General features: G+C 65.1%; 21 protein-coding genes. 12 read left to right on the top strand and 9 right to left on the bottom strand.

What is annotated here, in order from left to right; all coding sequences use genetic code 11:
- Window positions 1–9: 9 nt before the first annotated feature.
- From phaZ to ACIGKL_RS11090, 8 genes are all read right to left on the bottom strand, one after another.
- Window positions 10–867 (bottom strand): poly(3-hydroxyalkanoate) depolymerase, encoded by an 858-nt coding sequence (gene phaZ, locus ACIGKL_RS11125; protein WP_021442881.1) that lies wholly within the window; start codon window positions 865–867, stop codon window positions 10–12.
- 141 nt (window positions 868–1,008) lie between these two features.
- The gene (phaC, locus tag ACIGKL_RS11120; protein ID WP_397486689.1) at window positions 1,009–2,688 is read right to left on the bottom strand and encodes a class II poly(R)-hydroxyalkanoic acid synthase; all 1,680 of its coding nucleotides are present in this window, start codon (window positions 2,686–2,688) and stop codon (window positions 1,009–1,011) included.
- 296 nt (window positions 2,689–2,984) lie between these two features.
- Window positions 2,985–3,356 carry a gamma-butyrobetaine hydroxylase-like domain-containing protein gene (locus tag ACIGKL_RS11115; protein WP_017678529.1) on the bottom strand — a complete coding sequence of 124 codons (372 nt, stop codon included), beginning with the start codon at window positions 3,354–3,356 and terminating at the stop codon, window positions 2,985–2,987.
- 78 nt (window positions 3,357–3,434) lie between these two features.
- The gene (gene hslU, locus ACIGKL_RS11110; protein WP_397486688.1) at window positions 3,435–4,775 is read right to left on the bottom strand and encodes an HslU--HslV peptidase ATPase subunit; all 1,341 of its coding nucleotides are present in this window, start codon (window positions 4,773–4,775) and stop codon (window positions 3,435–3,437) included.
- Window positions 4,776–4,816: 41 nt separating this feature from the next.
- Window positions 4,817–5,347, bottom strand: a complete 531-nt coding sequence (gene hslV, locus ACIGKL_RS11105) for an ATP-dependent protease subunit HslV (protein ID WP_397486687.1) — start codon at window positions 5,345–5,347, stop codon at window positions 4,817–4,819.
- A gap of 96 nt (window positions 5,348–5,443) precedes the next feature.
- Window positions 5,444–6,115: an SPOR domain-containing protein gene (locus ACIGKL_RS11100; RefSeq protein WP_397486686.1), complete on the bottom strand. Its 672-nt coding sequence runs from the start codon at window positions 6,113–6,115 to the stop codon at window positions 5,444–5,446.
- A complete protein-coding gene (gene argS, locus ACIGKL_RS11095; protein WP_397486685.1) occupies window positions 6,116–7,855 on the bottom strand; it encodes an arginine--tRNA ligase in 1,740 nt (579 codons plus the stop codon).
- Between the two features lie 185 nt (window positions 7,856–8,040).
- Window positions 8,041–10,260 carry a primosomal protein N' gene (locus ACIGKL_RS11090; RefSeq protein WP_397486684.1) on the bottom strand — a complete coding sequence of 740 codons (2,220 nt, stop codon included), beginning with the start codon at window positions 10,258–10,260 and terminating at the stop codon, window positions 8,041–8,043.
- A 157-nt stretch (window positions 10,261–10,417) separates the two neighbouring features.
- On the opposite strand from ACIGKL_RS11090, the gene rpmE reads away from it, so the two are divergent.
- The 4 genes from rpmE to ACIGKL_RS11070 all read left to right on the top strand — a co-directional run bounded on the left by rpmE (window position 10,418) and on the right by ACIGKL_RS11070 (window position 14,266).
- Window positions 10,418–10,633 (top strand): 50S ribosomal protein L31, encoded by a 216-nt coding sequence (gene rpmE, locus ACIGKL_RS11085; RefSeq protein WP_021445703.1) that lies wholly within the window; start codon window positions 10,418–10,420, stop codon window positions 10,631–10,633.
- Between the two features lie 26 nt (window positions 10,634–10,659).
- On the top strand, window positions 10,660–11,460 hold the full coding sequence (locus ACIGKL_RS11080) for a thermonuclease family protein (protein WP_397486683.1): 801 nt from the start codon (window positions 10,660–10,662) through the stop codon (window positions 11,458–11,460).
- Window positions 11,457–12,893 (top strand): M48 family metalloprotease, encoded by a 1,437-nt coding sequence (locus ACIGKL_RS11075; RefSeq protein WP_397486682.1) that lies wholly within the window; start codon window positions 11,457–11,459, stop codon window positions 12,891–12,893. The genes ACIGKL_RS11080 and ACIGKL_RS11075 overlap by 4 nt, the downstream gene beginning before the upstream one ends.
- A gap of 104 nt (window positions 12,894–12,997) precedes the next feature.
- A complete protein-coding gene (locus ACIGKL_RS11070; protein WP_031302588.1) occupies window positions 12,998–14,266 on the top strand; it encodes a malic enzyme-like NAD(P)-binding protein in 1,269 nt (422 codons plus the stop codon).
- 125 nt (window positions 14,267–14,391) lie between these two features.
- On the opposite strand, the gene ACIGKL_RS11065 is transcribed toward ACIGKL_RS11070, so the two are convergent.
- Entirely contained in the window at window positions 14,392–16,800 is a 2,409-nt protein-coding gene (locus ACIGKL_RS11065) for a penicillin-binding protein 1A (RefSeq protein ID WP_397486860.1), read from the bottom strand.
- A gap of 184 nt (window positions 16,801–16,984) precedes the next feature.
- Between ACIGKL_RS11065 and ACIGKL_RS11060 the strand changes: the two genes are divergently transcribed.
- From ACIGKL_RS11060 to ACIGKL_RS11025, 8 genes are read left to right on the top strand one after another with little or no spacing between them, the layout of a single operon-like run.
- Entirely contained in the window at window positions 16,985–18,049 is a 1,065-nt protein-coding gene (locus ACIGKL_RS11060) for a pilus assembly protein PilM (RefSeq protein ID WP_397486681.1), read from the top strand.
- Entirely contained in the window at window positions 18,049–18,624 is a 576-nt protein-coding gene (locus ACIGKL_RS11055) for a PilN domain-containing protein (protein ID WP_397486680.1), read from the top strand. The genes ACIGKL_RS11060 and ACIGKL_RS11055 overlap by 1 nt, the downstream gene beginning before the upstream one ends.
- The gene (gene pilO, locus ACIGKL_RS11050) at window positions 18,621–19,244 is read left to right on the top strand and encodes a type 4a pilus biogenesis protein PilO (RefSeq protein WP_397486679.1); all 624 of its coding nucleotides are present in this window, start codon (window positions 18,621–18,623) and stop codon (window positions 19,242–19,244) included. The genes ACIGKL_RS11055 and pilO overlap by 4 nt, the downstream gene beginning before the upstream one ends.
- Window positions 19,241–19,768 carry a type 4a pilus biogenesis lipoprotein PilP gene (pilP, locus tag ACIGKL_RS11045; RefSeq protein ID WP_397486678.1) on the top strand — a complete coding sequence of 176 codons (528 nt, stop codon included), beginning with the start codon at window positions 19,241–19,243 and terminating at the stop codon, window positions 19,766–19,768. The genes pilO and pilP overlap by 4 nt, the downstream gene beginning before the upstream one ends.
- Before the next feature lie 54 nt (window positions 19,769–19,822).
- A complete protein-coding gene (gene pilQ, locus ACIGKL_RS11040; protein ID WP_397486677.1) occupies window positions 19,823–21,913 on the top strand; it encodes a type IV pilus secretin PilQ in 2,091 nt (696 codons plus the stop codon).
- A gap of 5 nt (window positions 21,914–21,918) precedes the next feature.
- On the top strand, window positions 21,919–22,437 hold the full coding sequence (gene aroK, locus ACIGKL_RS11035) for a shikimate kinase AroK (protein WP_122109219.1): 519 nt from the start codon (window positions 21,919–21,921) through the stop codon (window positions 22,435–22,437).
- A 51-nt stretch (window positions 22,438–22,488) separates the two neighbouring features.
- Entirely contained in the window at window positions 22,489–23,592 is a 1,104-nt protein-coding gene (aroB, locus tag ACIGKL_RS11030) for a 3-dehydroquinate synthase (RefSeq protein ID WP_397486675.1), read from the top strand.
- Between the two features lie 10 nt (window positions 23,593–23,602).
- Window positions 23,603–25,177 carry an AAA family ATPase gene (locus ACIGKL_RS11025; protein ID WP_397486674.1) on the top strand — a complete coding sequence of 525 codons (1,575 nt, stop codon included), beginning with the start codon at window positions 23,603–23,605 and terminating at the stop codon, window positions 25,175–25,177.
- The last annotated feature ends 161 nt before the right edge of the window (window positions 25,178–25,338 follow it).

Here is a 25,338-nt window from a genome sequence, read left to right as displayed (position 1 = left end):
GTTGTGCGTTCAATGCTGGCGCGCCGGGGCGGGCTGCGGGTGCATCACCGCGCGCTGCCGTTCCTCCTCGAGAAACTTCATGATGATCGGCGCCACCGCTTCGGCGCGGGTCACCAGGAACAGGTGGCCGTCGTCGATCACGTGCAGTTCGGCGTTGGGGATGCGCCAGGCCAGCAGGCGCATGTTGATCAGCGGGATCAGCGGGTCGTCGTCGCCGGCCATCACCAGGGTCGGCTGACGGATCTTGTGCAGCCAGTGGATGCTGGTCCAGCCGAGGCCGGCGAACAGCTGCCAGTAGTAGCCCATCTTGCCGCCGGAGCGCACCTTGCTGGCATGCGCCATGGCCAGCTTGGGGTCGCGGCGGAAGGCGCCGCCGTAGATGTCCGGGGCGATGCGCACGCCGTAGGACGGCTGCACGTAGCGCCGCGGGCTGGCCATGCGCCAGAGCACCTTGGGCTTGCCCGGGACCATCACCGCGCCGGCCGAGGTGGCGGCGAGGATCAGCTTCTTGCAGCGCTCCGGGTAGTCGTGGGCGAACTGCTGCGCCAGGGCGCCGCCCCAGGACACGCCGATGGCGTTGACCTGGCCGTAGTCGAGGTAGTCGAGCATGCGCGCCGCCAGCTTGGCCAGGCCGGGGAAGCGGTAGGGCGTGGCCGGGGTCGACGAGCCGCCGACGCCGGGCACGTCGAAGGCGATCACCTCCAGGTCCGGGTCGAGAGCCTGGACGAAGGGCATCACCAGCTCCAGGTTGGCGCCGATGCCGTTGAAGATCAGCAGCGGCACCAGCTGGCCGTTACCGGGGCGCACCGCGGTGCGGATGGTCTGGCCATCGAGGTCGATGGTGCGAAATACGAAAGGTGACGGCATGCGCGCGGGCCCTGTCAGTTGAAACGCTGGGGGCGACCGTCCCGGCCACTCCCAGATTCACCAGGGCGAGCCTGGTTCGCCGGCGTTGCGGCGAGCGGCACCTCCCAGTGCCGCAGGCAGAGTGGCGCAAGCTGCGCCGAATCAGCGTTCGTGCACATAGGTGCCCGGGGCGGCCTCGCCGGCCGGATGTTTCTTGTTGCCCAGTGCGGTGGGCGCGTTCTTGGTCTTGCCCGAGCGCTCGGCCAGCCAGCTCTGCCAGTGCAGCCACCAGGAGTCGGCGTGCTTGGTCGAGCTTTCCTGCCAGGCCTTGGGATCGGCCGGCATCTCGCTGTTGGTCATGTAGCGCGCCTTGGGGTTGCCCGGCGGGTTGAGGATGCTCTGGATATGGCCGCTGTTGGACAGCACGAACTCGCACTTGCCGCCGAACAGGTGGGCCGACTTGTAGCAGGAGTCCCAGGGGGTAATGTGGTCGGTGGTGCCGGCGACGCAGAAGAAGTCGCAGGTGACCTGCTTGAGGTCGATCGGCGTGCCGCAGACCTCCAGCGCGCCCCCACGGGTCAGTGGGTTGGTCTGGAACATCTCGATGAACTCGCCGTGCAGGGCCGCCGGCAGGCGCGTGGTGTCGTTGTTCCAGTAGAGGATGTCGAACACCGGCGGCTCGTTGCCGAGCAGGTAGTTGTTGACCCAGTAGTTCCAGATCAGATCGTTGGGGCGCATCCAGGCGAACACCTTGGCCATGTCGCTGCCTTCCAGCACGCCGGCCTGGTAGGAGCGGCGTTTGGCCGCCTCCAGGGTCTTCTCGTCGGCGAACAGCGCCACCTGGGTGTCGAGCTGGGTGTCGAGCACGCTGACCAGCAGGGTCAGGGCATGCACCTTCTGCTCGCCGAGGGCGGCGTAGTGGCCGAGCAGGGAGGCGGTGGTCAGGCCGCCGGAGCAGGCGCCGAGCATGTTGACGTCCTTGCTGCCGGTGATGGCGCAGATCACCTCGATGGCTTCCTTGAGCGCCGCGATATAGGTGGACAGGCCCCACTCGCGCTGCGCCTTGGTCGGGTTGCGCCAGCTGACCACGAAGGTCTGCACCTGGCTGCGCAGCAGGAAGCGCGCCAGGCTCTTGTCCGGCGACAGGTCGAACACGTAGAACTTGTTGATCTGTGGCGGCACCACCAGCAGCGGGCGCTCGTGCACGCTCTCGGTGATCGGCTTGTACTGGATCAGCTCCAGCACGTCGTTGCGAAACACCACGGCACCCTCGGTGGTGGCCAGGTTCTTGCCCACCTCGAAGGCCGCCATGTTGACCTGGCTGGGCATGCCGCCGTTGTTGACCATGTCCTTGGCCAGGTGCGAGAGGCCGTCGAGCAGGCTCTTGCCGCCGGTCTCGAAGAAGCGCTTGACCGCCGCCGGGTTGGCCATGCTGTTGCTTGGTGCCATGGCCTCGGTCATCAGGTTGATCACGAAGTGGCCGCGGCTGGCGTCCTGCTCGGACAGCGAGCTGTGTTCGATCCAGTCATGCAGTTCCTTGCGCCAGGCCAGGTAGGTCTGCAGGTAGCGGCGATATAGCGGGTTCTGGCTCCAGGCCGGGTCGGCGAAACGGCGGTCGCCGTCTTCAGGCTTGAGCGCGGACTGGCCGAGCATGACGTTCTTCAGTTCGAGGCCGAAATGGGCGACGTGTTTGGCGCTGTGGAAGGGTTGCTTGAGTGCCTGGGAGAGCACCATGCGGGCAGAGGTCAGGAGATCCTTGCCGCGGATACCAATCACCGGGTTGAGTCCCAGGGTGTTTTCCGAGGCCTGGCGTTTCAGGTCTTCGTTATTCTTATCACTCATCTACGACGCTCCATTGTCCTGAGACGAATACCGGCCTGCGAGGGCGCACGGCGACACAGGGCCTGGTACTGCTCGGGTTACCGGGGGCGGATCGAGTCCGCGTATTTCGTTGCACCTGGCACTGCCAAATGCAGGGAACCTGCCAGTTCCTTGGTTACCCGAGTTTGTGAAGTTAAGCAAGCTGCTCGATGGCGCAGGAGTATGCCGCGATAGATTAGAAAACTCGCCCTAACTGTCGTTAACGTGGTCGTTGGCGGATGCGCCGAGCGCTCTGTGGCAAGGGTTTTCCTGACGCCTCAGAGCATCAGACGTACGACCGATTCGCTGGGGTCGCGGGATTTCCCGGCGGCGCTGAGCTGCGCCAGATAGTCGGCCCACAGCTGATCATGCCGGGTGGCCAACTCGTGCAGATAGTCCCAAGTGAACAGGCCGCTGTCATGGCCGTCGTCGAAGCACAGTTTCAGTGCATAGTTGCCGGCCGGTTCGATGCGCTCCAGGCCGACGTTGAGCTTGCCGGTCTGCAGAATCGGCTTGCCATGCCCCTGCACCTCGGCCGAGGGCGAGTGCACACGGAGGAACTCGGCGCTGAGCGAATAGCTCTGTTCGCCGTAGCGCAGTTCCAGGGTTTTCGAGGCCTTGTGCAGTTTGATCGCGCTGGGGATGGGCATGCTGGATTTCCGTTGTCGGTAGCCCGGATGCCATCCGGGGGCTTTCAGGGGCCCCGGATTTCATCCGGGCTACGGGTCTTACAGAATATAGCGCGACAGGTCTTCGTCCTGCGCCAGCTCGCCGAGGTGGCCGTTGACGTAGGCCGCGTCGATGCGGATCGGCGTAGCGCTGTGCTGCGCGGCCAGGTCGCCGGCGCTGAACGAGACCTCTTCCAGCAGGCGTTCGAGCAGGGTGTGCAGGCGCCGCGCGCCGATGTTCTCGGTCTTTTCGTTGACCTGCCAGGCGATCTCGGCCAGGCGCTGGATGCCGTCTTCGGCGAACTCGATGTCCAGGCCCTCGGTCTTCAGCAGCGCCGCGTACTGTTCGGTCAGCGAGGCGTGCGGCTCGCAGAGGATGCGCTGGAAGTCCTGCGGGCTGAGCGCCTTGAGCTCGACGCGGATCGGCAGGCGACCCTGCAGCTCGGGCACCAGATCGCTGGGCTTGGCCAGGTGGAAGGCGCCGGAGGCGATGAACAGGATATGGTCGGTCTTGACCATGCCCAGCTTGGTGTTGACCGTGCAGCCCTCGATCAGCGGCAGCAGGTCACGCTGCACGCCTTCGCGGGAGACGTCGGCGCCGCCGGTGTTGCCGCGCTTGGCCACCTTGTCGATCTCGTCGATGAAGACGATGCCGTGCTGCTCCACCGCCTCCAGGGCGCGGGCCTTGAGTTCCTCCTCGTTGACCAGGCGCGCGGCTTCCTCGTCGCGCACCAGCTTCAGCGCATCGGCGACCTTGAGCTTGCGGCTCTTTTTCTTGCCCTTGCCGAGGTTGGAAAACAGGCTTTGCAGCTGGTTGGTCATTTCCTCCATGCCCGGCGGGGTCATGATCTCCACGCCCATGGGCGACTCGGCCACCTCGATGTCGATTTCCTTGTCGTTGAGCTGGCCTTCGCGCAGGCGCTTGCGGAACAGCTGGCGGGTGTTGGAGTCCTCGCTGCGCACCGGCTCGTCGCCGAAGCCCTGGCGCGCGGGCGGCAGCAGGGCGTCGAGGATGCGCTCCTCGGCGGCGTCCTCGGCGCGGTGGCGGACCTTGGTCATTTCCTGCTCGCGGAGCATCTTCACCGCGGCGTCGGCCAGGTCGCGGATGATCGATTCGACGTCGCGGCCGACGTAGCCGACCTCGGTGAACTTGGTCGCCTCCACCTTGAGGAAGGGTGCGCCCGCCAGCTTGGCCAGGCGCCGGGCGATCTCGGTCTTGCCGACGCCGGTGGGGCCGATCATCAGGATGTTCTTCGGCGTGACTTCCTGGCGCAGCTCGGCCGGCAGCTGCATGCGCCGCCAGCGGTTGCGCAGGGCGATGGCCACGGCGCGCTTGGCGTCGTCCTGGCCGATGATGTGGCGGTTGAGTTCGTGGACGATCTCGCGGGGCGTCATGGACATGGAATCGGGCTCGCTATCGAAACGGGATGAACAACCGGACGCTACTCGGCGGCGTCCAGTTCCTCGATGGTCTGGTGATGGTTGGTGAACACGCAGATGTCGCCGGCGATGCCCAGTGCGGTCTGGGCCACCTCGAGGGCGGACAGCTCGGTCTTCATCAGCAGGGCGCGCGCGGCGGCCTGGGCGAAGTTGCCGCCGGAGCCCATGGCGATCAGGCCTTCCTCGGGTTCGACCACGTCGCCGTTGCCAGTGATGATCAAGGAGGCGTCCTTGTTGGCCACCGCCAGCATGGCCTCCAGGCGGCTCAGGCTGCGGTCGGTGCGCCAGTCCTTGGCCAGTTCGACGGCGGCGCGCACCAGGTGGCCCTGGTGTTTTTCCAGCTGGCCCTCGAAGCGCTCGAACAGGGTGAAGGCGTCGGCGGTGGCGCCGGCGAAACCGGCCAGCACCTGGCCGTGGTAGAGGCGGCGGACCTTCTTGGCATTGCCCTTCATCACGGTGTTGCCGAGGGATACCTGGCCGTCGCCGGCCATCACGACCTTGCCGTGGCGGCGCACTGAAACGATGGTGGTCAAGGGGAGAGTCTCCACGCAGCGGGGCGAATTGCCCGGATGCAGACTCAGATGGGGGGCCCGCCGCGGCTTTTCAACCGACGGCGGACGAAAGGCGGATCAACGGACCTGGCGCTGCTGTAACAGCAGATTGCCGAAACCGCTGGCGGCCAGGGTCTTCTGCGCGCCGGCCAGCTGTTCGCGGTTGGCGAAGGGGCCGACCAGCACGCGGTGCCAGGTTTCCTCGCGCACCTTGCCGGTTTCCACCCGCACGTTCTGGCCGAGCAGGATGATCTGCGCGCGCAGGCTGTCGGCATCGTCGCGGCGGCGGAACGAGCCGGCCTGGAGGAAGAACTGGGTGGTCAGCGGCGCGGCGGCGATCACCGGCGGCGGGGGCGGCGGCACCTGGCCGTTGAGCGCGGCCTCGGCGCGGGCGGCGTCGATCTTCGCCGCTTCCTCCGGGGTCACCGGTTTTTGCGCTGGCGGCGGTGGGGGCTCTTCCAGCGCCTGCGGCAGGATCACCTCGGACTCCGGCAGCAGGGTGTAGAAGTCGTACTTGGGCTTGCTCGGTTCGCTCGGCGCCGGCTTGGGGGCCGGTTTGGCGGTGCGCGGCGGCTCGCCCTTGTCGCGCTGGATCTCGTCGCGACCCGGCTCGAGGCTGAACAGGAACATGAAGAAACCGCCGACCAGCAGGCCGCAGGCCAGCCAGATCCAGCCCGGCACCGGCTTCTTCGCCGGCGCCTGGTAGCGGCTGGCGCCGCGCTTGGGGGCGGGTTTCTTGCGCGCGGCCATTTACATGCGCTCCAGGGTTTCCAGGCCGAGCAGCTCCAGGCCCTGCTTGAGCGTGCGCCCGGTCAGGGCGGTCAGGCGCAGGCGGCTGTGCTGGGTGGCTTGATCCTCTGCGGTGAGGATCGGGCAGTTCTCGTAGAAGCTGGAGAACAGCCCGGCCAGGTCGTACAGGTAGCTGCACAGCATGTGCGGGGTGCCCTTGTCGGCGACGCTGGCGAGCAGCTCGCCGAACTGCGCCAGCTTGGCACCGAGCGCCTGTTCCTGCTCGGTGACCAGGACGATCTGCCCGCCGATCTCCTCGATGCCCTTGCCCAGCTTGCGGAACACGCCGGCCACGCGGGTATAGGCATACAGCAGGTAGGGCGCGGTGTTGCCCTCGAAGCTGAGCATCAGCTCGAAGTTGAAGCTGTAGTCGCTGGTGCGGTGCTTGGACAGGTCGGCGTACTTCACCGAGGCGATGCCGACCGTGCGGGCGATGCGGCGCAGCTCGTCTTGGCCCAGCTCCGGGTTCTTGCTCTTGACCAGCTCATAGGCGCGCTGCTCGGCCTCGTCGAGCAGCTCCACCAGCTTCACCGTGCCGCCGTCGCGGGTCTTGAACGGGCGGCCGTCCGGGCCGTTCATGGTGCCGAAGCCCATGTGCTCCAGCTCCATGCTGGGCGGGACGAAACCGGCCAGGCGCGCGCAGGCGAAGACCATCTGGAAGTGCAGGGCCTGGCGCTGGTCGACGAAGTACAGCACGCGGTCGGCCTTGAGCACGCCTGCGCGGTAGCGGGTGGCGGCCAGGTCGGTGGTGGCGTAGAGGTAGCCGCCGCCGGCCTTCTGCACGATCAGCGGCAGCGGGTTGCCCTCGGCGTTCTTGAACTCGTCCATGAACACGCACTGGGCGCCGTTGTCCTCGGTGAGTAGGCCCTTGGCCGCCAGATCGGCAACCACCTGCGGCAGGTCGTCGTTGTAGGCGCTCTCGCCCTTGACGTCGGCCATGGAGAGCTTGACGCCGAGGCGGTCGTAGATGGCCTGGCAGTGGCTCAGGGAGATGTCGTTGAAGCGGTGCCACAGGCGCAGGCATTCGGCGTCGCCGGCCTGCAGCTGGACCACCAGCTGGCGGGCGCGGTCGGCGAACTCGGGGGAGTCGTCGAAGCGCTTCTTCGCCGCGCGGTAGAAGCCTTCCAGGTCGGCCAGCTCGCTTTCGGCGGCGGCCGGGTTTTCCTGCATGTAGGCCAGCAGCATGCCGAACTGGGTGCCCCAGTCGCCGACATGGTTCTGCCGGATCACGCTGTCGCCGAGAAACTCCAGCACCCGCGCCACGCCGTCGCCGATGATGGTCGAGCGCAGGTGGCCGACGTGCATTTCCTTGGCCAGGTTGGGCGCCGACAGGTCGACCACCACGCGCTGCGCCGGGCCGTTCTTGCGCACGCCGAGACGTTCGCCGGCCAGTGCCGCCTCCAGGCGCTGGGCCAGGGCGTCGCTGTTCTGGAAGAAGTTGAGAAAACCCGGGCCGGCGATTTCCACCTTGGCGACGCCGGAGTCGGCCGGCAGGGCTGCGATCAGCTTCTCGGCCAGCTCGCGCGGCTTCATGCCCGCCGGCTTGGCCAGCATCATGGCGATGTTGCTGGCGAAGTCGCCGTGGCTCTTGTCCTTGGTGTTCTCCACCTGGATGGCCGGGCTCAGGCCCTCGGGCAGCACGCCGTCGGCGGTGAGGCGGGCGAGGGCTTGCTGGATCAGGTGGCGAATGCTGTCTTTCATGGTCGGCTCGGGTCGCCCGGGGGCATTGGTCGAAAACTGCGCATTATAAAAGCAGCTGCAAGCAGCAGGCCACAAGCAGAGCTCGGTAAAGATGAATGTAGGGTGGACATGCCGCAGGCTTGTCCACCCCATCGCCGGCCACGGTGGACAAGGCTGGCGCCATGTCCACCCTACGGCTATGCGGTTCAGAACAGATCGATCGGGTCGACGTCCAGTGACCAGCGCACCGCGCGGCCGCTGGGCATCTGCTCCAGCGCCTGCAGCCAGGGCGTGAGCAGGCGGTGCAGGGGCGCGCGGGCGTTGCCCTGCAGCAGCAGCTGGGCGCGATAGCGGCCGGCGCGGCGTTCCATCGGCGCCGGCACCGGGCCGAGCAGTTCGATGCCGGAAAGGCCCAGTTCGTTCAGCAGCAGCTCGGCTTCGCTGCAGGCTTCGTCGAGAAAACCCTCGGCCTGCCCCGGCTTGTGCGCCTCGGCGCGCAGCAGCGCCAGGTGGCAGAACGGCGGCAGGCCGGCGCCGCGGCGCTCGGCCAGGGCCTGTTCGGCGAAGGCGAAGTAGCCCTGCTCGGTCAGCTGCACCAATAGCGGGTGGTCGGCCAGGTGGCTCTGGATAATCACCTTGCCCGGTTCCTCGGCACGTCCGGCGCGCCCGGCGACCTGGACGATCATCTGCGCCATGCGCTCGCTGGCGCGGAAATCGGCGGAGAACAGGCCGCCGTCGGCATCGAGAATCGAGACCAGGGTCACCCGCGGGAAATGGTGACCCTTGGCGAGCATCTGCGTGCCGACCAGGATGCACGGCTCGCCCTTGTTGATGGTGGCCAGCAGCTTGGCCATGGCGTCCTTGCGCGCGGTGCTGTCGCGGTCGATGCGCAGCACCGGGTAGTCGGGAAACAGCAGCGCCAGGCGTTCCTCGGCGCGCTCGGTGCCGGCGCCCACCGGGCGCAGGTCGACGTGCTGGCATTTGGGGCAGTTGCTCGGCCGGCGCTCGACATGACCGCAGTGGTGGCAGCGCAGCTCGCCGTGGCGCTGGTGCACGGTCATCCGCGCGTCGCAGCGCGGGCATTCCGACAGCCAGCCGCAGTCGTGGCAGAGCAGGGTCGGGGCGAAGCCGCGGCGGTTGAGGAACACCAGCACCTGCTGGCCGGCGGCCAGGGTCTGGCCGATGGCCTGCTGCATGGGCCCGCTGATGCCGGAATCCAGCGGCCGGCTCTTCACGTCCAGGCGCAAAAAGCGCGGGGCGATGGCGCCGCCGGCGCGCTGGGTCAGCCGGAGCAGGGCGTAGCGGCCGCTGTGGGCGTTGTGCAGGCTCTCCAGCGACGGGGTGGCCGAGCCGAGCACTATGGGGACGTTTTCCTGGCGCGCGCGCACCAGGGCCAGGTCGCGGGCGTGGTAGCGCAGGCCTTCCTGCTGTTTATAGGAGGCGTCGTGCTCCTCGTCGACGATGATCAGCCCCGGGTTGTGCAGCGGGGTGAACAGCGCCGAGCGGGTGCCGATGACGATGTCGGCCTCGCCGTCGCGCGCCGCCAGCCAGGCGTCGAGGCGCTCGCGGTCGCTCACCGCCGAGTGCAGCAGGGCGATGCGCGCGTTGAAGCGGCGGGCGAAGCGGTCCAGGGTCTGCGGCCCCAGGTTGATCTCGGGAATCAGCACCAGCGCCTGCTTGCCGGCCTCCAGGCACTGGCGGATCAGCTGCAGGTAGACCTCGGTCTTGCCGCTGCCGGTGATGCCGGCCAGCAGGAAGGCATTGAACTGGCCCCAGCCGGAGGCCACGGCATTCACCGCCGCGCGCTGCTCGGCATTCAGTGGCAGCTCCGGCTGCGCCAGCCAGTGCGCCGGCTTGGCGTGCGGCTGGGTGCGGCGCACCTCGACCCGCACCAGGCCTTTTTCATGCAGCAGCTGCAGGCTGTCGCGGTTGAGCTGCAGCTGGTTGAGCAGGCCGTGGGCGACGCCGTGCGGATGCTGCGCCAGCGCCTTGAGCGCCTCGCGCTGGCGCGGCGCGCGGGCCAGGCGCGGATCCTCGAGGCTGGCGCCGCTGTTGGCCAGCCAGTAGCGCTCCTGGCGCGTCTCCGCCGGCTCGCCCTGGCGCAGCAGCACCGGCAGCGCCCAGCTCAGGGTGTCGCCGAGGCTGTGCTGGTAGTACTGCGCGGTCCACAGGCACAGCTTGAACAGCGCCGCCGGCAGCGGCGGGCGGGCATCGAGCAGTTGCAGGGCGGGCTTGAGCTTGTCCGCCGGCACTTCGCTCTGGCTGTCGACCTCCACCAGAATGCCGATCATCTCGCGCCGGCCGAACGGCACGCGCAGGCGCACGCCGGGCTGCAGCGCGCTGCGCGGCACGCCGGCGGGGGCGCGGTAGTCGAACAGGCGGCGCAGCGGCGAGGGCAGGGCGAGGCGCAGGATCAGGTCGGGCACACGAGCCTCCAAGGACAGGCCGGCGATCTTAGCACGCGACGGTCGGCACCCCGCGCGGCTTGCATCGACTGGCGGCTCTGGTATGATCCGCGGCCTATTTCTGTGCGGTGCCTGACGTTGGGTCGGGTGGCGGCACAAACACCCCGAGGAAACCCCCATGAAAGCCGATATCCACCCGAATTACGTCGAGATCGACGCCACCTGCTCCTGCGGCAACGTGATCAAGACTCGCTCCACCCTGGGCAAGAACCTGAGCCTCGACGTTTGCTCCGAGTGCCACCCGTTCTACACCGGTAAGCAGAAAGTGCTGGACACCGGCGGCCGTATCGATCGCTTCAAGCAGCGCTTCGGCGTGTTCGGCGCTACCAAGTAAGCGACCGCGCGATTGCGGAACGGCCCATGGTCTTGTCCGTGAAGCTGAAAAAGGCGTCCCTGGTGGGCGCCTTTTTCGTTTTTGTCGCCTGGGCAGGGCTCGCCCAGGCCTTCTGCCCGCTGCAGGCGGATCTGCCGCAGCTGGCGGTCAAGCAGGTGGTGGATGGCGATACCCTGCGCCTGGTCGATGGTCGCAGCGTGCGCCTGATTGGCCTCAACGCGCCGGAGCTGGGGCGCCAGGGGCGTGGCGACGAACCCTTCGCGGTGCAGGCCCAGCGCCGTCTGCAGGCGCTGGTGGCGGCCAACGACGGCCGTGTCGGCCTGCGCCCGGGGCGCGAGGGCAAGGATCGCTACGGCCGCACCCTGGCCCATCTCTATGACCGCCAAGGGCGCAATCTGGAGGCGCAGCTGCTGGCCGAGGGGCTCGGTTTCATGGTCGCGGTGGCGCCCAACGTCGCCTTGGCGAGCTGTCAGCAGGCGGCCGAGCGTCAGGCGCGTCAGCAGCGCCTGGGGCTGTGGCGCAAGGAGCAGGTGCAGGCAGCCGGCCAGTTGCGCAGCGGCGGCTTCGCCCTGCTCGGTGGGCGCGTGAGCCGGGTGCAACGCAATCGTGGCGGCCTGTGGCTGGAACTGGACGGCGGGCGGGTGCTGCGGGTGGCGCCGGCGCTGCTTGAGCAGTTCGATGTGCGCGCGCTGCAGCGCCTCGAGGGCGCGCGGGTGGAGGCGCGCGGCTGGGTGATCGACCGCCAGTCCCGCGGCGGCTTGAAATCCGCCCAGGCGCGGTGGATGCTGCCACTGACCCACCCGGCGATGCTGGAGGTGTTGCCATGATGCGAACCGTGCTTGTCTGTCTGGCCTGTGCCTGGCTGGCCGGTTGCGCGGTCAACCCGGCCACCGGGCGCAACGACTTCGTGATGATGAGCGAGCGCCAGGAACTGGATCTCGGCGCGCGCTACAACCAGGAAATCCTCAAGCAGTACCCGCGTTACGACGATGCCAGGCTGCAGGCCTATATCCAGCGGGTCGGCGAGCGGGTGGCGCGCAACAGTCATCGCAGCCAGCTCAACTATGTCTTCACCCTGGTCGACAGCCCCGACATCAACGCCTTTGCCCTGCCCGGCGGCTATATCTACATCCATCGCGGCTTGCTCGCCTACCTCAATTCCGAGGCCGAGCTGGCCGCGGTGCTCGGTCACGAGGTCGGTCACGTCACCGCGCGGCACAGCGTGCGCCAGCAGAGCCAGTCCACCGCCTGGGGTCTGCTCGGCCAGGCCGCGGCCATCGGCACCGGCATCGGCGCGGTGGGCGACCTGACCGGCGTGATGGGCAACGCCTTCGTGCGTGGCTACGGCCGTGACATGGAGCTGGAGGCCGACGGCCTCGGCGCCCAGTACCTGGCGCGCAGCGGTTACGACCCGCAGGCGATGATCGAGGTGGTCAAGGTGCTGAAGAACCAGGAAGACTTCGCCCGCGCCCAGGCGGCCAAGCGCGGCGAAGCGGTGGCGGCCGGCGGTTATCACGGCCTGTTCGACACCCACCCGGACAACGAGCGACGCCTGCAGCAGGTGGTCGGCCCGGCCCGCGCCCTGGTCGGCGAGTCTCAGGAAGTGGGGCGCGATACCTTCCTGCAGATGCTCGACGGCCTGGTGTTCGGCGACTCGGCCGCCAGCGGCATTCGTCGCGGGCGGCACTTCTATCACGGCGAACTGGATTTCACCCTGAGCTATCCGGCCGGCTGGCAGCTGGTCAACCGCCCCGACGTGCTGATCGGCCACAGCGCCGATCAGCAGGCCTTCGTCGCCATGACCCTGGAGGCGGCGGACACGCGCCTGACGCCGGAGGAATTTCTTCGCCAGCGGGTCGGCAATCAGCGCCTGGCCGCCGGCGAAGAGCTGCGCCTGGGCGCGCTGCAGGGCTACACCGCGGTGCTGCCGGGGCAGCCGGCGCGGCGCGTGGCGGCGATCTACCGCGGCGAGCGGGCCTATCTGTTCATCGGCGTGGTGAAGGGGCGCGCCTCCCTGGAAAGCCAGGACCAGCACTTCCTTGAGGTGATCCGCAGCTACCGCCCGCTCAAGGCCGAGGAGCGCAAGCTGGCCGAGCCGGTGCGCCTGCGCCTGGCCCGCGCCAAGGCCGGGCAGAGCCTGGCGGCGCTGGCCAAGGACAGCCCGCTGCCGGGTGACGGCGAAGCCCAGCTGCGCCTGCTCAACGGGCTCTATCCCGGCGGTGAGCCGCGTCCCGGCGACTGGCTGAAAACCCTGCGCTAGCCGGTCGATTCAATAGCGACCGAACGGTCTTGTGCAGCTGTATACAACTTGCGTATCCTCGGCCGCCTGCCCGTTCAACAGCCAACAAAAGCGGAAATGCCACTATGTCAGATCTCAAAACTGCCGCTCTCGAATATCACGCTCAACCCCGCCCGGGTAAGCTGAGCGTCGAGTTGACCAAAGCCACCGCCACCGCCCGCGACCTGTCGCTGGCCTACAGCCCGGGTGTCGCCGAGCCGGTCCGCGAAATCGCCCGCGACGCCGAGCTGGCCTACCGCTACACCGGTAAAGGCAACCTGGTGGCAGTGATTTCCGACGGCACCGCGATCCTCGGTCTGGGTAACCTCGGCCCGCTGGCCTCCAAGCCGGTGATGGAAGGCAAAGGCGTGCTGTTCAAGCGTTTCGCCGGCATCGACGTGTTCGACATCGAAGTCGACTCCGAGAGCCCGCAGGCCTTCATCGACACCGTGAAACGCATCTCCATCACCTTCGGCGGCATCAACTTGGAAGATATCAAGGCCCCCGAGTGCTTCGAGATCGAGCGCGCGCTGATCGAGCAGTGCGACATTCCGGTGTTCCACGACGACCAGCACGGCACCGCCATCGTCACCGCCGCCGGCATGCTCAACGCCCTGGAAATCGCCGGCAAGACCCTGGAGCAGGCGAAGATCGTCTGCCTCGGCGCCGGCGCCGCCGCCATCTCCTGCATGAAGCTGCTGGTGAGCATGGGCGCCAAGGTCGAGAACATCTATATGCTCGACCGCAAGGGCGTGATTCACGCCGGTCGCGACGACCTCAACCAGTACAAGGCGGTGTTCGCCACCGAGACCGACAAGCGCACCCTGGCCGATGCCCTCGATGGCGCGGACGTGTTCGTCGGCCTGTCCGGCGCCAACCTGCTGAGCCCGGAAGACCTCAAGCGCATGGCGGCCAACCCGATCGTCTTCGCCTGCTCCAACCCGGATCCGGAAATCAAGCCGGAGCTGGCGCACGAGACCCGCAACGACGTGATCATGGCCACCGGTCGTTCCGACTACCCGAACCAGGTCAACAACGTGCTGGGCTTCCCCTTCATCTTCCGCGGTGCCCTGGACGTACGCGCCACCCGCATCAACGAGGAAATGAAGATCGCCGCCGCCCTGGCCCTGCGTGACCTGGCCAAGCTGCCGGTACCGCAGGACGTGTGCGATGCCTACGGCGGCATCAAGCTGGAGTTCGGCCGCGAGTACATCATTCCCAAGCCGATGGACCGCCGCCTGATCACCGTGGTCTGCGATGCCGTGGCCAAGGCCGCCATCGAGTCCGGCGTGGCCACGCTGCCCTATCCGAAGCACTATCCGCTGAACTCGGTGGACGAAGTGTTCAACGGCTAAGGCCAGGCAATAAAAAACCCGCTTCGGCGGGTTTTTTATTGCCTGCAGAAAGGCCTCGCCTTGGCCGCAGGCGTGACCGGGAGTGCCCGTCGGATCACGCTTCGTCGGTCTAGCCTGGGGCTGTTCTAGAACAGATCGATCGGCGCCATTTCGTCGGCCGGCAGCGGGCTGCCGGGAACGCCCATGCCGGGCTCGAACTCACTCATCGGCGGCGGCGAATCCTCGCTCTTGAACAGCTCGAAGTAGGCATCCGGCGTACCGGGCGCCGCGGCGCGGCCGCTGAGCGGGTCGACGCGCAGGGTGAGCAGCCCCTTGGGCTCCTTGGGCCGGTGGCTGGGGCGATCCTTCAGCACGGCGCCCATGTAGCTCATCCAGATCGGCAGCGCCACGGTGCCGCCGTACTCGTGGCGGCCGAGGCTTTCCGGCTGGTCGAAACCGGCCCAGACGGTGGTCACGTAGTCGGCGTTGTAGCCGGAGAACCAGCTGTCCTTGGATTCGTTGGTGGTGCCGGTCTTGCCCGCCAGGTCGTCGCGTCCCAGGGCCAGGGCGCGGCGGCCGGTGCCGCGCTTGATCACGTCCTGCAGCATGCTGGTCATGATGTAGGCGGTGCGTTCATCGATGATCTGCTCGGCGACCTTGGGTTCCTCCAGCGGCAGCTCGGCCGTGGCGTTCACCGCCAGCGTGGCGCTGTCCGCGGTCGGCGCGCTGCTCGGCACTCGCGCCGGATTGGCGTGGAACAGCGGTTTGCCGTTGCGGTCGTCGATGCGCTCGATCAGGTAGGGCTCGACCTTGTAGCCGCCGTTGGCGAAGGTGGCCCAGCCCTCGGCGATTTCCAGCGGGGTCAGGCTGGCGGTGCCGAGCGCCAGCGACAGGTTGCGCGGCAGGTCCTGCGGCTCGAAGCCGAAGCGCTCGATGTAGCGCAGGCTGCGATCGATGCCCATGTCCTGCAGCAGACGGATGGAAACCAGGTTGCGTGACTTGTACAGCGCCTCGCGCAGGCGGATCGGGCCGAGGAAGGTGTTGTTGTCGTTCTTCGGCCGCCATTTCTGCGACAGGTAATCGTCGGAGAGGATGATCGGCGCGTCGTTGACCAGGGTGGCGGCGGTGTAGCCGCTGTCCAGCGCCGCGCTGTAGACGAAGGGCTTGAAGCTGGAGCCGGGCTGACGTTTGGCCTGCACGGCGCGGTTGTAGTTGCTCTGGTCGAAGGAGAAGCCGCCGACCAGGGCCTGGATGGCGCCGCTGTAGGGGTCGAGCGACACCAGCGCGCTCTGCGCCGCCGGAATCTGCAGAAAGCGCAGGCTGCCGTCAGTCTGGCGCTGCACGCGCACGATGTCACCGACCTGGGCGACGTCCGCCGGCTGTTGAGGGCGCGGGCCGAGGCTGTTGGTGCTGAGGAAGGGGCGCGCCCATTTCATGCTGTCCCAGGACACCGCCTGCTCCTCGCCGTTGCGGGTCAGCACGAGGATGCCGCTCTTCTCCACCTGGGTCACCACGGCCGGCTCCAGGCCGCCGATGCTGCGGAACTTGCCCAGCTCGGCGAGCCAGGTCTCGCGGGTCATGCCCGGCAGGCGGCTTTCCGGGCCGCGATAGCCGTGGCGCTGGTCGTAGTCGATCAGGCCTTCGCGCAGCGCGCTGTTGGCCACTTCCTGCAGCTGGCTGGGCACCGTGGTGGTGACGTTGAAACCCTCGGTGTAGGCCTCGCTGCCGTAGCGGCCAACCATCTCCGCGCGGGCCATCTCGGCGATGTAGGGGGCGCTGAGTTCGGGGGCGGGCACGTGGTAACGGGCATCGACCTCTTCGGCCAGGGCGGTCTCGTAAGTGGCCTGGTCGATACGGCCGAGGCGGTAGAGGCGGCCGAGAATCCAGTCGCGACGCTCCTTGGCGCGGGTCGGATTGACCAGTGGGTTGTAGCGCGACGGCGCCTTGGGCAGGCCGGCGATCATGGCCATCTGCGCCAGGTTCAGCTCGCGCATCGACTTGCCGTAGTAGACGTGCGCCGCCGCCTCGATGCCGTAGGCGCGATTGCCCAGGTAGATCTTGTTGACGTAGAGCTCGAGGATCTCGTCCTTGCTCAGCTCGCGCTCGATCTGCAGGGCCAGGAGGATCTCGGTGATCTTGCGCGAGAAGCTGCGCTCGCTGGTGAGGAAGAAGTTCTTCGCCACCTGCATGGTGATGGTGCTGCCGCCAGTCTGGATCTGCCCGCTTTTCAATAATTGCGTGGCAGCGCGCATCAGGCTGGTCACGTCGACGCCATAATGATTGGCGAAATTATCGTCTTCGGCGGCCAGCAGGGCGCTGATGAATTCCTTGGGAATCTCGTCGAAGCGAATGGGCGAGCGGCGCATCTCGCCGAATTCGGCGATCAGCTTGGCATCGCTGCTGTAGACGCGCAGGGGGATCTGCAGCTGCACCTGGCGCAGCGACTCGACGGACGGAAGGGTCGGGCTAAGATAAAGAAACGCGCCGCTGAAACTGAGCAACAGCCCACAAAAAACGGCAACGCAAGACCACCAGAAGAACTTCAGCAGGCGTATCAAAATGTTCGGAATTCCAAGTAAAAGAATGAGTTAAGCAGGAGCTGAGGCTAAAAGGGAAAAGCTGATCACATTATAAGCGTTTTTTTTCCCGGGTAGCCATTTGCGCTTCTGTCAAGACTGATATTTAATGTGGAAAAACATAAATAGTCCGTAAGTCGCGGATGCCAATAGGAAAACGGTCGTGCTAGGGCTCTTCAATAAGAAAGCGAATACGCTGCTGGGGATCGATATCAGCTCGACCTCGGTCAAGCTCCTCGAATTGAGTCGCTCGGGAAGCCGCTACAAGGTAGAGGCTTACGCAGTCGAGCCGCTCCCGCCAAACGCTGTGGTGGAGAAGAACATCGCCGAGCTGGAGGGGGTCGGTCAGGCCTTGTCGCGGGTGTTGGCCAAGGCCAAGACCGGGGTCAAGACGGCCGCCGTGGCGGTTGCCGGTTCGGCGGTCATCACCAAGACCATCGAGATGGAGGCCGGGCTTTCCGAAGACGATCTGGAGAACCAGCTGAAGATCGAGGCCGATCAGTACATTCCCTATCCGCTCGAAGAAGTCGCCATTGATTTCGAAGTGCAGGGCCCTGCCGCGCGCAACCCGGAACGGGTCGAGGTGCTACTGGCGGCCTGTCGCAAGGAAAACGTCGAAGTGCGCGAAGCCGCCCTGGCGCTTGCCGGTCTGACCGCCAAGGTGGTGGATGTCGAGGCCTACGCGCTTGAGCGTGCCTACGGCCTGCTCGAAGCCCAGCTAGGCGGCGGCCATGACGAGCTGACCGTGGCCGTGGTCGATATCGGCGCCACCATGACCACCCTCAGCGTGCTGCACAACGGCCGCACCATCTATACCCGCGAGCAACTGTTCGGCGGCAAGCAGCTGACCGAGGAAGTGCAGCGCCGCTATGGTCTGTCGGTCGAAGAGGCCGGCCTGGCCAAGAAGCAGGGCGGTCTGCCCGACGATTACGAGAGCGAGGTGCTGCAGCCGTTCAAGGAGGCCGTGGTCCAGCAGGTGTCGCGCTCCCTGCAGTTCTTCTTCGCCGCCGGCCAGTTCAACGATGTCGACTACATCCTCCTGGCGGGCGGCACCGCCTCCATCCCCGACCTCGACCGCCTGATCCAGCAGAAGATCGGCACGCAGACTCTCGTGGCCAATCCCTTCGCCGACATGGCGCTGAGTAGCAAGGTCAACGCCGGCGCACTGGCCAGTGACGCGCCGGCACTGATGATTGCCTGTGGTCTGGCGATGAGGAGTTTCGACTGATGGCACGGATCAACTTACTTCCCTGGCGCGAACAGCTGCGCGAAGAGCGCAAGCAGCGTTTCCTGGTGACCTTGGTGGGCGTGCTCGTCGTGGCCGCCGGCGTGGTTTTCCTTGGCGATCAGCTGCTCAACGCCGCCATCGAACAGCAGAATGCGCGCAACAACTTCATCAAGAAGGAAATCGCCGTTCTGGATGCGCGGATCAAGGAAATCAGCGAGCTGAAGACCCGCCGTCAGCAGTTGCTGGAGCGGATGAAGATCATTCAGGACCTGCAGGGCAACCGCCCGATTATCGGCCGCGTATTCGATCAACTGGTGAGAACCCTGCCCGATGGCGTGTATTTCACCAGCGTCAAGATGACTGGCAAGAACATCGCCATTCTCGGCGCGGCGGAATCGAATAACCGTGTTTCCAACCTGATGCGTAACCTGGACGGCTCCGAGTGGCTGGAGGCGCCCAACCTGACGCAGGTGAAAGCCACTACGGCGGGGGCATTGGATCAAGCGAACGTCTTTCAGTTGAGCGTGCAGCAGACGCAACCTGCGGCAGAAGTCGTCGAGGGTGAAAAGAAATGAGCCTGGCTGAATCTATTGAAAGTCTGCGTAAGTTCGATCTGAATGATCTGGATGTCAATAACATCGGGGCATGGCCGGCGGCGGTAAAAGGCGTTGTCTTCGTGCTGTTTTTTATTCTGGTGTTGGGGGCTGGTTACTATTTCCATATCAGCGATCTGCAGGCTACCTTGGACAGGACAAAGGCTGAAGAGGAAGGGTTGAAGCAGCAGTTTTCGACCAAGGCATTCCAGGCGGCAAACTTGGAGGCCTATAAAGAGCAAATGGCAGAGATGGAGGTGTCGTTTGGTGCGCTGTTGAGGCAGTTACCGAGCGATACTGAAGTTCCAGGGCTGCTGGAGGATATTACTCGGACTGGTTTGGGGAGCGGCTTGGAGTTTGAGGAAATCAAGCTTCTGCCTGAGGTCGTTCAGCAGTTTTACATTGAGCTGCCGATACAGATTGCCGTAGAGGGGAGTTATCACGACCTCGCAACTTTTGTTAGTGGCGTTGCCAGTCTTCCGCGCATCGTGACGCTGCACGATTTCGAAATTAAGCCGGCGGCGCAGGACAGTTCATCGGTTCTGCGTATGACGGTACTGGCGAAGACCTATCGTTACAACGATAAGGGGCTGGAGAAATGAAGGCTTCAAAGCTCGCTTTGCTTCCTCTGTTTTTGACTCTGCTTCAGGGCTGTAGCTCTGATGGGGATTTTTCTGATCTGCAGGCATTCATGACTGAGGTGAGGGCCAGGCCGAAGGGGGCGATTGAGCCGTTACCCAAGTTCCAGCCTTATGAGGCTTTTGCGTACAGCGCCTCTTCGCTGCGCAGCCCGTTTCAGCCTCCGGTCAAGGTAGAGGCCGTCAGCCGACCCAAAGGCTCTCAGGAAATCAAGCCCGATGAGAGTCGCGTGCGGGAGTTTCTCGAGGGGTTCAATATAGAGATCTTTGAGATGGTTGGTACTCTGTCCAACAGCGGTGGAGTATTTGCACTGGTAAGTGGTGCGGGGGGAGTACACCGGGTCAAAGTCGGCGACTACTTGGGTCGAAATCACGGTCGAATAGTGGCTGTGGACGATGCGAAGATCGAGGTTGTTGAAATAGTTCCTGACGGTGATGGCGGTTGGTTGGAACGGCCGCGAAGCCTTGCGCTCAAAGAGCGCTCATAGAAAGGCGGGGTTCATATGAAAAATAATTACCAGTCTGCACAACGGAAGCATGCAATGAATATCTCGTTTTCGCGATTTGGTTGTACTCTGGCGATGCTGCTTTTATCTCCAGCAGTGCTCGCGGCCAATCTGCAGCAATTGGATGTGGCATCTTTGCCGGGTGACCGTGTAGAGCTAAAATTATCTTTCGACGAGCCGGTAGTCGCGCCGCGGGGCTATACGATTGAGCAGCCGGCCCGTATCGCGCTCGATCTGCCTGGCGTGGCCAATAAGTTGGGTAGCAAGAATCGTGATCTCGGCATGGGTAACGCACGTAGCGTGACCGTGGTGGAGGCCAAGGATCGGACTCGGTTGATCATCAACCTCACCGCTTTGGCCCCCTACAGTACTCGTGTCGAAGGTAACGACCTCTTCGTAGTTGTTGGCGATGCCGCGAAAGCAGGAGTTGCACCTCGACAAGTAGCCGAAGTTGCCCCCGGCGTTTCCAAGGTGGTTCCGGTCGCTGGTCGAGCCATTCGTGATCTCGACTTTCAGCGTGGCGAGCAGGGTGAGGGGAATGTCGTTATTGAATTGTCGGATTCTTCCGTGAATCCTGATATTCAGGAGCAGGGCGGTAAGATTCGCTTGAATTTTGCCAAGACGCAATTGCCTGAGTCGCTACGTGTCCGTTTGGATGTCAAGGATTTCGCAACGCCTGTCCAGTTCGTAAACGCCAGTAGTTCTGCTGATCAAACCAGCATTCTGATTGAGCCGGTCGGTCTGTACGATTACTTGGTATATCAGGCGGATAATAAGCTGACAGTAAGCATCAAGCCCCTGACCCCAGACGATGTCGAACAACGTAAAGCAGATCGTTTCGCTTATACGGGCGAAAAGCTTTCGCTGAATTTTCAGGATATCGATGTGCGCTCGGTGCTGCAGTTGATTGCCGATTTCACCGATCTCAATCTCGTGGCGAGCGACACGGTGCGCGGTAACATTACTTTGCGTCTGCAGAACGTGCCGTGGGATCAGGCCCTTGACCTAGTGCTGAAGACCAAGGGGCTCGATCAGCGCAAAGTCGGTAACGTGCTTTTGGTCGCCCCGGCCGATGAAATTGCCGCTCGTGAGGTTCAGGAGTTGGAGTCCCGCCGGCAGATCGCTGTACTGGCGCCCTTGCGCCGCGAGCTGATCCAGGTCAACTACGCCAAGGCAGCCGATATGGCTCAGCTCTTCAAGTCCGTGACCAGTGCTGAAGGCACGGCTGATGAGCGCGGTTCTATTACTGTGGATGATCGCACCAACAGCATCATCGCCTATCAGACTCAGGAGCGACTCGACGAGCTAAGGCGCATCGTCGCCCAGCTGGATATTCCGGTGCGTCAGGTAATGATCGAGGCGCGTATAGTCGAGGCCAATGTCAATTACGAGAAGCAACTCGGTGTTAACTGGCGTGGCGCTCGTGTCGGCGATAACAATTTCGTAGTGGGTGGGCGTAGCGCTCTGCGTCCGACTGCGCCGGGCTATGGCCAGAACGCAGGGGCGCAGAATCCATTGCCCTCTCTGGGGAATTTCGTAGACCTTGGCTCTCCTGGCGCCAGTTCTGGCTTGGGCATCGGTTTTATCACCGATAACACCATCTTGGATCTTGAGCTTTCTGCCATGGAAGCAAGTGGTAATGGCGAGGTTGTGTCGCAGCCCAAGGTTGTCACTTCCGACAAGGAAACGGCCAAGATCTTGAAGGGTTCCGAAGTCCCTTATCAGGAGGCCAGTTCCAGCGGTGCAACCAGCACTTCCTTCAAAGAAGCGGCGCTTTCGCTTGAGGTGACTCCGCAGATCACGCCGGATAATCGCATCATCATCGAGGTCAAGGTGACCAAGGATGCGCCTGACTTCTCGCAGGCTTCGGAGACTGGAGGTGTGCCCTCGATCGCCAAGAATGAGGTGAATGCCAAGGTGCTGGTGGCCGATGGTGAGACCATTGTGATCGGTGGCGTGTTCTCTAATACTCAAACCAAGTCGGTCGATAAGGTTCCGTTCCTGGGGGATCTGCCGTACTTGGGGCGTCTGTTCCGGCGCGACCTGGTTCAGGATCAGAAAGAAGAACTGTTGATCTTCCTCACTCCGCGTATCATGAACAACCAAGCCATTGCCGTGAACCGATGACCTAAGTGCGGAATGTAATCCTCGTTGGCCCGATGGGAGCTGGAAAGAGCACCATCGGGCGTTTGCTTGCCAAAGAGCTGCGTCTGCCCTTCAAGGACTCCGACAAGGAGATCGAGCAGCGCACTGGTGCCGATATTCCCTGGATCTTCGATGTCGAGGGGGAGCAGGGTTTTCGTGAGCGAGAGCAGGCGGTGATCGCCGAGCTGTCGCTGCAGGATGGCCTGGTGCTCGCCACTGGTGGCGGCGCGGTGATGCGTCCGGAGAATCGCCAGGCCCTGCATGCCGGTGGTCGCGTGGTCTATCTGCACACTTCGGTGGAGCAGCAGATCGACCGCACCTCGCGCGATCGCAATCGCCCTCTGTTGCGTACGGCCAACCCGGCCCAGGTGCTGCGGGATTTGATGGCGGTGCGCGATCCGCTGTACCGGGAAGTCGCCGATATCGTCATCGAAACGGACGAGCGGCCGCCGCGCATGGTGGTGCAGGAAATCCTGGCGCGCCTGGAAGCCCTGTCGCCCCGTTAAAGCGCGGGGCGAACTGCGCTATCCTAGAGCCCTTTTGATTCTGGGGGCCTCATGCAGACTCTTCACGTTGAACTCGGCGAGCGCAGCTATCCCATCTATATCGGCAGTGGTCTGTTGTCCCAGTCCGAGCTGCTGGCACGGCATATCGGTGGGCGGCAGGTGGCGGTGGTGACCAATGAAACCGTCGCGCCGCTCTATCTGCAGGGCCTGCTGCAGTCCTTGGCGGGGTTCAATGTGGCCTCGGTGGTGTTGCCGGACGGCGAGGCGTTCAAGAACTGGGAGACCCTGCAGCTGATCTTCGACGGCCTGCTGACGGCGCGCCACGACCGGCGTACCACGGTGGTCGCTCTGGGCGGCGGGGTGATCGGCGACATGGCCGGTTTTGCTGCGGCCTGTTACCAGCGCGGTGTGGATTTCATTCAGGTGCCGACCACCCTGCTGTCGCAGGTCGATTCCTCGGTCGGCGGCAAGACCGGGATCAACCACCCGCTGGGCAAGAACATGGTCGGTGCCTTCTACCAGCCCAAGGCGGTGCTGATCGACACGGCAAGCCTGAACACCTTGCCCGCACGTGAGCTCTCCGCCGGACTGGCGGAGGTGATCAAGTACGGGCTGATCTGCGACGAGCCCTTCCTCGGCTGGCTCGAGGCCAATATGCCGGCGCTGCGCAGTCTGGATCAGGCGGCGCTGACCTATGCCATCGAGCGCTCCTGTGCGGCCAAGGCGCGGGTGGTCGGTGCCGACGAGCGCGAGTCCGGTGTGCGGGCGACGCTGAACCTCGGTCATACCTTCGGCCATGCCATCGAGACCGAGCAGGGTTATGGCGTGTGGCTGCACGGCGAGGCGGTGTCCGCGGGCACCGTGATGGCGCTGGAGATGTCTCATCGCCTGGGCTGGTTGTCGGCGGTCGAGCGCGATCGCGGCGTCCGTCTGCTGCAGGCGGCGGGTTTGCCGGTGGTACCGCCGCGGGACATGACCCCGGCGCAGTTTCTCGAACATATGGCGGTGGACAAGAAGGTGCTCGATGGCCAGTTGCGCCTGGTGCTGCTCAAGCGCCTGGGCGAGGCCGTGGTCACCGCCGACTACCCGCGTGAAATTCTCGACGCCACGCTGCGCAGCGACTACGCCGCGTTGGCTCAGTCGTTCAACTCTTGAAGAGTGATCCATGACCAGTCTGCATGCTGACGAAGCTTTCCTGGCGCATTACCAGTTCAGTCACGACCCCTTCGCGCCGCGGGTGCCCGGCTTCAAGTTCTTTCCGGCGCAGCGCAAGCCGGTGCTGGGCCAGTTGCACCATCTGGCACGCTATAGCCAGCTGCTGCTGGCGGTAGTCGGCCCGCAAGGCAGCGGCAAGACCCTGCTGCGCCAGGCGCTGGTCGCCAGCACCAACAAGCAGGCGGTGCAGAGCATCGTGCTGGCCCAGGGCGTGGGCGGCAGCGACGCCCTGCTGCGCCAGGTCGCCCAGGGGCTGTCCGTGGCCCAGGCCGACCTGCGCTCGATCCTGGCGCAGGTCGCGCAGTTGGCGCTGACCGGCCAGGAGGTCTATCTGCTGATCGACGATGCCGATCAGCTCGACGATGCCGCGCTGAAGACCGTGCTGGCGCTGGCGGCGGGCAATGGCGAGGGGCGCCCGCATCTGTTCCTGTTCGCCGAGCCCGAGCTGCTGGAGCGGCTCGAGGCCCTGGCAGGCGGCGAGGAGTGCTACCACGCCATCGAATTGCAGCCCTATAACGAGGAGGAAACGCGCGATTATTTGGCGCAGCGCCTCGACGGTGCCGGGCAGGGTATCGAGGTGCTGAACGAGGAGCAGATCGAGGAGATTCATCTGCGTTCCCAGGGCTGGCCGGGGGCGGTCAACCAGGAGGCGCGCGAGCTGCTGGTGGAGCAGATGCTGGCGCAGCGCGCCGCCGGGCGGGGGGCGGGTGCCGGCTTCGCCTTGCCGAAGAAGCATCTGCTGGCGCTGGCCGTGGTGCTGGTCGGCGTCGCGGCGGCCTGGCTGATGCAAGGGCGCGAGGCGCCGGCACCGGCAACGGCGGAGATCACCGCGCCGCTGTCGCTGCAGCCTGCCGCTCCGGCGCCGGCAGTCGAGGCGCCTGCCGAGGCGCCGGTGGTCGAGAGCAAGGCGCCGGCCATCGAGTTCGCCGGCGCCAGTCAGCCGCTGCCTCTGCCGTTGGTGGGGGAGTCGCAGGCAGTGATTCGTCAGCCTCTGGCGGAAGCGGCGGGCGAGGAGCTGGATAGCTTCGAGCCGCCGGCCGCGCCCGTCGTGGCGGCGCCCTCGACAGTCGTGGCGCCGGCCGCTCCAATCGCTGCTGCACCTGCACCTGCACCTGCACCTGCACCTGCACCTGCACCTGCACCTGCGCTGCCCAAGCCGGCGGAGGTGGCGGTCGCCAAGCCAGCGGCGCCGGCCCCTGCTCCCGCGCCTGCTCCGGTCAAGCCCGCCCAGGGCGCTGCGGCAACGGGCGACTGGTATGCCCAGCAGCCGGCTTCGCGTTACGCCCTGCAGATTCTCGGCTCGCGCTCGGAGGCCAATATCCAGGCGCTGGTGCGCGAAGGTGGCGGCGAATACCGCTACTTCAAGAAAGTGCACCAGGGCCAGCCGCTGTTCGTGCTGACCTATGGTAGCTTCGCCAGCCGCGATGCCGCCCAGGCGGCGGTCAAGGCGCTGCCGGCCAAGCTGCAGGCGGGCAAGCCCTGGCCGCGCTCCCTGGGCAGCATTCAGCAGGAAATGCGCCGCTAGCCCGCCGCTGCAGAGTGACCGCTGGGTCGTTAGCACGACCTTGCGGTCTTATCCTTCGTTTTCGCGACATAAGTTTTCATCGCCTCGTCACGAAGATTTGTGACGGCCTGGGCGGATATGTACAATGACCTCCCTTTTGCCTATGCAAAGCTGGCCCGTGC

Origin of the sequence: Pseudomonas sp. NPDC077186, assembly GCF_044543505.1 — a bacterium.
Lineage (GTDB): Bacteria > Pseudomonadota > Gammaproteobacteria > Pseudomonadales > Pseudomonadaceae > Aquipseudomonas.
This window is presented reverse-complemented; position numbering and strand designations above follow the sequence as displayed.